The organism is Propioniciclava sp., assembly GCF_036744435.1.
GTDB lineage: Bacteria > Actinomycetota > Actinomycetes > Propionibacteriales > Propionibacteriaceae > Propioniciclava.
The window spans coordinates 1-8,125 of record NZ_DAIOIA010000127.1 but is presented as its reverse complement, the minus strand read 5'-3'; the positions used below and the strand labels follow the sequence as shown (position 1 = coordinate 8,125).

General features: G+C 71.8%; 9 protein-coding genes. 1 reads left to right on the top strand and 8 read right to left on the bottom strand.

Going from position 1 to position 8,125, the window contains the following annotated elements; genetic code table 11:
- The 6 genes from V7E09_RS13075 to V7E09_RS13050 are packed head-to-tail and all read right to left on the bottom strand — an operon-like array spanning position 1 to position 5,765.
- On the bottom strand, positions 1-1,014 hold the full coding sequence (locus V7E09_RS13075) for an aldo/keto reductase (protein WP_324511921.1): 1,014 nt from the start codon (positions 1,012-1,014) through the stop codon (positions 1-3).
- Positions 1,011-1,838 (bottom strand): SDR family oxidoreductase, encoded by an 828-nt coding sequence (locus V7E09_RS13070; RefSeq protein WP_324511920.1) that lies wholly within the window; start codon positions 1,836-1,838, stop codon positions 1,011-1,013. The genes V7E09_RS13075 and V7E09_RS13070 overlap by 4 nt, the downstream gene beginning before the upstream one ends.
- Positions 1,835-2,611 (bottom strand): carboxymuconolactone decarboxylase family protein, encoded by a 777-nt coding sequence (locus V7E09_RS13065; protein WP_324511919.1) that lies wholly within the window; start codon positions 2,609-2,611, stop codon positions 1,835-1,837. Before V7E09_RS13065 ends, V7E09_RS13070 begins: the two co-directional genes overlap by 4 nt.
- Positions 2,595-4,280, bottom strand: coding sequence for an MFS transporter (locus tag V7E09_RS13060; protein ID WP_324511918.1), 1,686 nt, complete (start codon positions 4,278-4,280; stop codon positions 2,595-2,597). Before V7E09_RS13060 ends, V7E09_RS13065 begins: the two co-directional genes overlap by 17 nt.
- Complete coding sequence (locus V7E09_RS13055; protein WP_324511917.1) at positions 4,280-5,293, bottom strand: zinc-dependent alcohol dehydrogenase family protein; 1,014 nt, start codon at positions 5,291-5,293, stop codon at positions 4,280-4,282. Before V7E09_RS13055 ends, V7E09_RS13060 begins: the two co-directional genes overlap by 1 nt.
- A gap of 46 nt (positions 5,294-5,339) precedes the next feature.
- The gene (locus V7E09_RS13050; protein ID WP_324511916.1) at positions 5,340-5,765 is read right to left on the bottom strand and encodes a hypothetical protein; all 426 of its coding nucleotides are present in this window, start codon (positions 5,763-5,765) and stop codon (positions 5,340-5,342) included.
- A gap of 95 nt (positions 5,766-5,860) precedes the next feature.
- Here V7E09_RS13050 and V7E09_RS13045 point away from each other — a divergent pair, with 95 nt between their 5' ends.
- A complete protein-coding gene (locus V7E09_RS13045) occupies positions 5,861-6,517 on the top strand; it encodes a hypothetical protein (RefSeq protein WP_324511915.1) in 657 nt (218 codons plus the stop codon).
- A gap of 42 nt (positions 6,518-6,559) precedes the next feature.
- Here the strand turns inward: V7E09_RS13045 and V7E09_RS13040 are convergent, their stop codons facing one another.
- The gene (locus V7E09_RS13040) at positions 6,560-7,384 is read right to left on the bottom strand and encodes an SDR family NAD(P)-dependent oxidoreductase (RefSeq protein ID WP_324523507.1); all 825 of its coding nucleotides are present in this window, start codon (positions 7,382-7,384) and stop codon (positions 6,560-6,562) included.
- Positions 7,384-8,125, bottom strand: a 742-nt coding sequence (locus tag V7E09_RS13035; protein ID WP_324523506.1) for an NAD-dependent epimerase/dehydratase family protein, incomplete at its 5' end; no start/stop codon positions are given. The genes V7E09_RS13035 and V7E09_RS13040, both read right to left, overlap by 1 nt.

Here is an 8,125-nt window from a genome sequence, read left to right as displayed (position 1 = left end):
CTAGCTGGGCAGCGGGGCCTCCAGGTTGGTCATGCGGTCGTTCTCCTCGGGGTAGCGGGCCCCGACGATGGCGACCTCGTCGGCGGCCTGACGCAGCCGGGCGAGCTGATCGTCGGAGAGTTCGACGTCCGCGGCACCCATGTTCTCGGCGAGCCGCTCGACCCGCTTGGTGCCCGGGATCGGGACGATCCACGGCTGCTGGTTCAGCAGCCACACCAACGCCAACTGGGCCGGCGTGGCGCCCACTTCGGCAGACAGCTCGTTCAAGGTGTCGACCAGCCGCAGGTTGCCCGCCAGCGCGTCGCCCTGGAACCGGGGCGTGCGGGCGCGCATGTCGGACGCCTCGAACGTGGTCGACGCGTTGATCGCACCGGTGAGGAACCCCTTGCCGAGCGGGCTGTAGGGCACCAGACCGATGCCGAGCTCGGCGAGGACCGGGATGGTGTCGTTCTCGCGCTCACGCCACCACATCGAGTACTCGCTCTGCACCGCGGTGACCGGCTGGACGGCGTGCGCCCGCCGGATGGTGCCCGCGACCGCCTCGGACAGGCCGAAGTTCAGCACCTTGCCCGCCTCGATCAGCTCCTTCACCGTGCCCGCCACGTCCTCGATCGGGACGCTGGTGTCGACGCGGTGCTGGTAGTACAGGTCGATGTGGTCGGTGCGCAGCCGACGCAGCGAGTGGTCGACGGCGCGCCGGATGCTCTCGGGGCGGCTGCACACGCCGCCGCCGGGAACGCCGTTCTCCTCGAACGCGAATCCGAACTTGGTGGCGATCTTCACCTGATCGCGCACCGGCTCGAGCGCTTCGCCGACGATGTCCTCGTTGGCGAACGGGCCGTACACCTCGGCGGTGTCGAAGAAGGTGACGCCGAGTTCGACGGCCTTGCGAATGAGGGCGATCGCCTCGGCGCGCGGGGTCTGGGCAGTGGTGCCGTAGGCGCCGGTCAGGCTCATGCAGCCCAAGCCGATCTCGGACACGGTCAGGTTGGTTCCCAGGGTTCGTTGCTTCATGTCAGGTCCTTCTCGTGATGGTTGTGCTGGGATGGTTCGACGAGAACGCCGCGGAGGGCGGCGAGGTCGCCGTGGACGGACGCCGGTTCCGCGTCCAGGGGCTGGTTGGGTCGGTCGTGGACGCCGTCGAGGGAGCCTGGCGGATCGGCGTCCAAGGCTGCGAACAGCGGGTCGAGGTCGGGCTGGGCGGGGCCATTTTCGGCGACCAGTTCGAGCGTCTTGTGGCGGGCGTCCGCGCTGGTCAGCGAGCCGACTAGCACCTGGGCGATCTGCGCGCGGGCGATGACGCCGTCGGCGGGGGTTCCGCTGGTGCGCCGGTCGCCCTGCAGGAACACCAGGTGATGCTGCTCCGGAGTGTTGTAGTCGAACCATCCCGGGCGCACGATTGTGTACTCCTGGCCGCTGGCGCGCACCAGCCGCTCGGAGCGCCGCTTCCAGTCGTGCGCTTCGGTGGTCTGGTTGTACTGGCCTTCCCGCACGGTGACGCCGATGGCGGTCATCAAGGCGACGCGGACCGGCCGGTCGCCGATGGCCGCCAGCAGGTGCCGCACCCCCTCGTAGTCGACGGTGCGGGCGCCGGTCTTGCCTTCCCCATCGGTGCCCAGCGTGACGACCAGGCCCTCGATGCCGTCGACGGCCGGGCCCAGGGTGTCGGGACGCGTGACGTCGCCGACCACCATCTCGACCGACGCGGGGAACCCGACGGCACGTGCCGGGTCACGCACGAGGGCGCGAACCCGATGCCCGGCGGCGACGGCGGCGTCCACGACGTGCCGTCCGACGCTGCCGGTGGCGCCGACGACCAGAACACTCAGCGCGCTCATGCCTGCTCCCCCTCACCCGAGGCGGGTAGGACGGCGTCGATGGCCGCCACGCCGTTGAGCGTGCGGGGGTAGCCGATGTAGGGCAGCAGTTGGCTCACCACGACCAGGAGCCGCGCCCGGCCGTTGCCGACGCGGGCGTTGCCCGCGACGTGCGACCGGACCTGCGGGTCGCAGCCACCGTGGGCGACGAGCAGCACGAACGTCAGCAGCTCCCGGGTCGCCAGGTCGATGCCGCCGCGGGTGTAGTTGTCGCCGAAGCAGTTGGCGGTCAGCCAGTCCTGCAGGTGGCGTTCGTCCGGCAGCGCGTCGGCGTGCAGGGACGCCAGCCGCTCCGCTCCGATGATCGCCGCCTGGGCGTCCCAGCCCCGCTCGAACCGCGTCTGCGGCGTGGTGGTGGACTGCGACGGGAGCGGCAGCGCCACGCCGCGTTCCAGCAACACCTCATTGGTGATGCGGACGAAGTCGGCGGCCTTGCCGTAGCCCAGATAGTCGACGGCGTGGTAGGTCACCTCCTTGGCTTCCGCCGGGCTCACCCCGGCGTCCAGGGCGGACGCCAGCATCGCTCGATAGGCGTGGCGGCCGGTGGTGGCGATCAGCGCGGCGAGCACGGCCAGCAGCCGGGTGTGTTCGTCCACCTCGCCGTGGGCGGGCACCTCGTCGAGGGCGAACCGCCCGAAGTAGTAGGCCAGGTCGGGGTCGGTGGTGGGGCTCAGGACCGGGTCGTCGCCGAACAGGCGACGGAGCGTCGCGGTCGGGTCAGGGGCGTTGGACATGGGGTTCTCCTTGCTGCATCGAAGGTCGTGGCTCCACGGGCAGCAGGTGCACCGTGGTCGCCGGTTGCGTGATGAAGGACTGGGCGTGCTCCTCGATGGACCGGTCCTCGACCGTCAGCCGGCCGGCGTGCTGACGCTGGTGCTCCGCCCAGGAGGGCACGGTGAAGTGCTCGACGTAGATCCCGGGCTGCTCCCCCACCCGGTACAGCTCCCACCGGCTGGCCCCGCTACGCTGGCGGGAACGGCGCATCGCCGCCATCGCCTCCTGCCACCCCGCCAGGGCCTCGTCGGGCACCTGGTAGGACACCGACACCCGCACGGGGCCAGCGTCGCGACCAGGCTCGAGCACGACGGCCGCCTCGTCCCAGAAGTCGGCGGGCGTCCGGTCGAGGTGGCTGCTGTCGGGGATCCGGAGCAACAGCCCCGCCAGTCCGCCGCCCACCACCAACGCCGCCGCGACGCCGATCGCGAGCCGCAGGCTCGTCACCTGCGTGAGGACGCCCCACAACGGGGAGGCGAGCGCCTGGGCGCCCGTGAACGTCATGAGGTAGATGGCGATCGCGCGCGCCCGCACCCACCCCGGCAGGAACAACTGGAGCTCGGCGTTGAGCGTGGCGGCCACCGCCGTCCAGCAGGCCCCCGCCACGACGAGGACGGGCACCCCCGCGACGGCGTCCGGCACGAAGGCCAGCGCCCCGAACGCCACCCCGTACGTGACGGAGGCGACCGTGAGCAGGGAGTGGGCGCTCAGCCACCGCCGGATCCTGCCGAGCAGGAGGGCGCCGAGGATCGCCCCGACCCCCAGGGCCCCGAACATGACGCCGTACCCGGCCGAGCCCAGGCCGAGCTGACGGCTCGCGATGAGCGGCAGGAGCGCCCACAACGCGGTGGCGGGCACCACGAACACGGCGAGCCTGGTCAGGATCAGCCGGACGACGGGCTCGTGGCGCACGTAGCGCGCGCCCGCAGCCACGGCGGGGAGGAACCGTTCTCTGGCCGGGAATGTCATGCGCGGCCGGCGCCACGCCAGCAGGACGACCAGGAGCGCCAACGCGCACACCGCGTTCATGACGAACACCGCGGGGACGCCGAGCGAGGCGATGACGACGCCCGCGAGGGCGGGCCCGAGGGCACGGGCGCCGTTGACGTTCACCATGTCGAGCCGGGTCGCCGCCGCGAACTGCTCGCGCGGAACCAACTCGGTCATGAGCGGCTGCCACGCCGGCAGTTGGACCGCCCCGATGAGGCCGATGGCGAACGTGAACAGCAGCAGCAGGAGTGGGGGCACCAGCCCGAACCAGCTCAGCACGGCCAGCAGCAGCGACACCGTGATGGCGTACACCTGGACGCCGATCAGCAGGTAGCGGCGGTCGAACGCGTCCGACAACGCCCCCGCGGGCAGCGCGAAGAGCATCATCGGCAGGGCGTTGGCGGCCGCGACGAGCGACACGATCGTGGCGGCGTCCGGGTCGTCGATGAACAGCCACTGAGCGCCGACGGTCTGCGCCAACGACCCGACGCTGCCGGCCAGCAGGCCGATCCACAGCCAGCGGAACACGCGGCCCCGCAGGGGCGCGAACACCGAGCCGGGAGCGACCAGGGACGCCGCTGGTGCGCCCCCGTGCGGGCCCCGGCCGACGTCCGACCCCGCGATGCCGCGTGGCCGCATCAGGGGCGCACCAGCGACTTGATGGCGCGCCGCTCGTCCATGGCCGCGTAGGCCTCGCCGATCTGCGACAGCGGCAGGTCCAGATCGAACACGCGGCCCGGGTTGATCGCCTTGCTCCACACCAGGTCCATGAGGTGCGGCAGGTACGCGCGGCAGTGGGCGGGGCCGCCCTTGACGCCGACGTTGCGCCAGAACAGGTCGTTGACCGGCAGGTCGCCGTGCGGGACGCCGACCAGGCCGACGTTGCCGCCGTCGCGCACCGACCCGATGGCCTGGTGCCGCGCGCCCTCGGTGCCCACGCATTCGAGGACGCAGTCGGCGCCGATGCCGTCGGTGAGATCCCGGATCGCGGCGATGCCCGCCTCGTCGCGTTCGGTGACGATGTGGGTCGCACCGAACTCGCGGGCGACCTGCTGGCGGGCCTCGTGCCGGCTCATCGCGATGACGGTGGTCGCGCCGAGTTGGACCGAGGCCAGCACGGCGCACAGTCCGACAGCGCCGTCACCGACGACCGCGACGCTGCTGCCCGGCCCGACCCCGGCGCTCACGGCGGCGTGCCAGCCGGTGCACATGACGTCGGAGAGGGCCAAGAGGCTGGGGATCAGGTCGTCGTCCGGCATCGACGGGGTGGCCACGAGGGTGCCGTCGGCCCACGGGATGCGGATCCGGTCGGCCTGGGCGCCGTCGTAGTGGGCGCCGTGCTGGCAGTTCGCCTGGGCTCCCTTGCGGCAGACCGGGCAGGCGTTGTCGGACGGGTTGAAGCCGCCGACGACGAAATCGCCGGGCTTGACGGTGGTGACCGCCTCGCCGACGGACTCGACGATGCCGCAGAACTCGTGGCCGATCGGCGTCGGCTGGTTCACCGGGGAGATGCCCCGGTAGCGCCACAGGTCCGACCCGCAGACGCAGGCGGCGACGGTCCGGACGAGGGCGTCGGTGGGTTCGAGGATGGTGGGGTCGGGACGTTCCTCGTAGCGAACGTCCCCGGGGGCGTGAATGACTGCTCCGTGCATGTCTTCGAGACAACCACGGCCCCCGCGTCTGGGGGAGGGTCTGTTACTACCTGGCTCCCATCACACCGACGATGGTGGCGGCGGCGTCAGCCCCTGCGCCGATCACGGCGTGGACCTGCGCGTCTCGGACGAGTGAGGCGACCGCCTCAACCGACCGCGCACCACCCGGCTGCACGAGAGAGGCCACGGCTTCCTCCGCGCTGCGACCCTCCAGTCTGGCCGTGGGCAAGCCGGTAGGCATCCCCGAGCCTGCCCCGAACACCACTCCGGTCAGCGGGCGGGGACGCGCGTGCGCGTGCGGGCAATCGCCGTGCCTGCGGGAGGGGACGCCCACGCACCTGCCCTCCGACCACAGCAGACCCGCCTCGCTGCTCACGAACCAGCCGTGCTCCTCCAAGGCGTGGAGCACGTGGGCGGTCGTCGCCTCCTCCGAGCGGGCCAGCAGCCAGCGCTCCTCATCGTTCTCGACCACCACTCCTGACAAGACGAGGGCGCCCTGCCCGCTCGCGTACCGCGTGAGCGCCGACCAGGCGCGGGCTCGCCGCCCTGCCCGGCTTCGGCCTGCGGGTGAGCGACCGCGCGGGGGTGCGACGCCAGGAGTTCGACTCGGCGTGGGCCCGCGCGGAGCACGCCTACGCGATGGTGCACCGCACGATGATGGACCGGGCCTCGGCCGAGGGATGGGTCGGGATCCGCGCGGCGCAGGTGGATCTCCGGGGCACACGCATCCTGATCGCTGGTCCGCCCGGCACGGGCAAGACGACGCTGGCCCTCGGGTTGGCGGCCCGGGGAGGGACCATCGGTTCCGACGAGGTCGTCTTGCTGCGCGAGGGGCACGCCGTCGCGCTTCCCCGCCGCCTGCGCCTCCTCCACGACGCGACGACACACCTGCCCGAACGTGCTCGGGAGTCGGCCGTGGAACTCCCCTACGCCCCGCCGGTGGATGCGGTCGATCCGGGACGCCTGACGCCCTCGCCTCCTCTCGTCGCTCCTCGCGTTCCGAAACTCCTGGTGCTTCTCACCCCCGGTACGCATGACCCCATCGTGAGCGAGGCGTCCCCGCTTCAGGTGATTGCGGAGCTCAGCACCGGGGCGGCGCCGATGTCACCCGACCGGGGAAAGCTCATCGGCGAGCTCAGCCGCCTGCAGCGCAACGTGCGATGTGTCCGGCTCACCGGCCGCGCCGACGACCACGGCGTCGACGCCCTCGAGTCCCTGGTGTGAGCACCCGACCGCGCGGCGGCCTCCGCGCGGGGGCGACGCGGTTCAGGCTCGCACGAGGCTGCCTCCCGCGGCGACACAGCCCCCGTCACACAGGATGTCCGTCCCGGTGAGGTAGCCCATCTGGTCGTCGGCGACGGACGCGTACAGAAAGGCGATCTCCTCGGGACGCCCTGCGCGTTTGATCGCGTTGCGGGCCAGGTAGTCGGCGGTCTCCCCCGATTCGATCTCCCCCATCGGGGTGGCGAACGTGCTGGGCGTGATGGACAGGACGCGGACGCCGCGAGCCCCGAACCGGGCGGCGTCGGTGCGCGCACACCACAGCACGAAGTGCTTGCTGATTGCGTAGGCGACGCCCGTCTGGACGCGCCGGGGGAACAGCCGCACCCGCCCCATCATCCGGCGCCGGAACCGCTCCGGGTCGGTGCGGCTGAGCGGGTAGGAGCCGGTGGGCATGAGCAGGCGGGGCGCCAGGTAGGCGGACATGGAGGAGGTGTCGATGACGCACCCGGAGTCCATCACCGGGTAGAAGGCGTCGTTGACGTGAAGTGTCCCGAGCGCGTTGACGGCCATGATCGTCGCCGGGTCCCCCATGTGCGGGGACAGCCCGGCGGCGTGGATGACGGCGGTGACGCGTCCCCGGTTGGCGGCCAGCTCGGCCAGTCGCAGCATGGCGTCCCGGTCGGACACGTCCCCGGCGACCGCTTCGGCCGCGACCCCGTCGTCGCGCAGGTCGGCGACCGTATCGGCCAGTTTCGCGGGGGTGCGTCCGGCCAGCACGATCCGATACCCGCGCTCGCCCATCAGGGCGGCCGTGGCCCGCCCGATGCCACTGCCACCGCCGGTGATGACGCAGACGTCGTCGCTCATCAGGCGGCCAACGCGTTGATGCGGCCCTCGCGTTCCAGCCAGGCGATGGTGTCGGCGAGCGTGTCGGCGAACGGCCGGGTGGTGAACCACAGCTCGCGGCGGGCCTTGGCGGAGTCGTACTCGTTGTTCCGGGTGAGGTTGTAGACGGCGAAGCTCGTCATCCGCATGGGCGTGCCGGACACCTGGTGCCACGCATCGGACGCCTTGCCCAGGGCGTGCCCGGCCCAGGCCGGGAGAATCGTGGTGACGGGCGGGGTGCCGGTCAGTTCGGACAGCAGCGCGAACATGCGCCGCATCGTGACGAGTTCGTTGCCCAGGATGTAGCTCTCCCCGATGCCGCCCGCGTCGATGGCGGTGACGATCGCGTCGGCGAGGTCGCGTACGTCCACGGCATTGAAGCTGCCGTCGATCCCGGCGCGCAGCTTGCCGTGGCAGTAGTCGATGACGAAGCTCGACACGGGGCCGAACGCGTAGTCGTCCGGGCCTGCGATGCCAGCAGGCTGCACGAGGGTGGCGTTCAGGCCTGAGGTGCGGACGGCGTCCAGCACGATCTGGGAGGCAGCAGCCTTCGACTGGCCGTAGTAGCCGACCACGGCGGCCGGATCGAAGTGGTCGACCTCGGTGATCGGGATCCCGCGAGGCCGCTCGGGGATCGCCCCGGTGGATCCGACGTAGACCAGCTTGCGGACGCCGTGGGCCAGGCAGGCGTCCACGATGGTGCGGGTGCCGGTGATGTTGACG

Coding starts and splice junctions, on each gene's coding strand:
- V7E09_RS13040 (WP_324523507.1), bottom strand. CDS start 7,384: ATGAGCGACGACGTCTGCGTCATCACCGGCGGTGGCAGTGGCATCGGG.
- V7E09_RS13075 (WP_324511921.1), bottom strand. CDS start 1,014: ATGAAGCAACGAACCCTGGGAACCAACCTGACCGTGTCCGAGATCGGC.
- V7E09_RS13060 (WP_324511918.1), bottom strand. CDS start 4,280: ATGCGGCCACGCGGCATCGCGGGGTCGGACGTCGGCCGGGGCCCGCAC.
- V7E09_RS13070 (WP_324511920.1), bottom strand. CDS start 1,838: ATGAGCGCGCTGAGTGTTCTGGTCGTCGGCGCCACCGGCAGCGTCGGA.
- V7E09_RS13055 (WP_324511917.1), bottom strand. CDS start 5,293: ATGCACGGAGCAGTCATTCACGCCCCCGGGGACGTTCGCTACGAGGAA.
- V7E09_RS13065 (WP_324511919.1), bottom strand. CDS start 2,611: ATGTCCAACGCCCCTGACCCGACCGCGACGCTCCGTCGCCTGTTCGGC.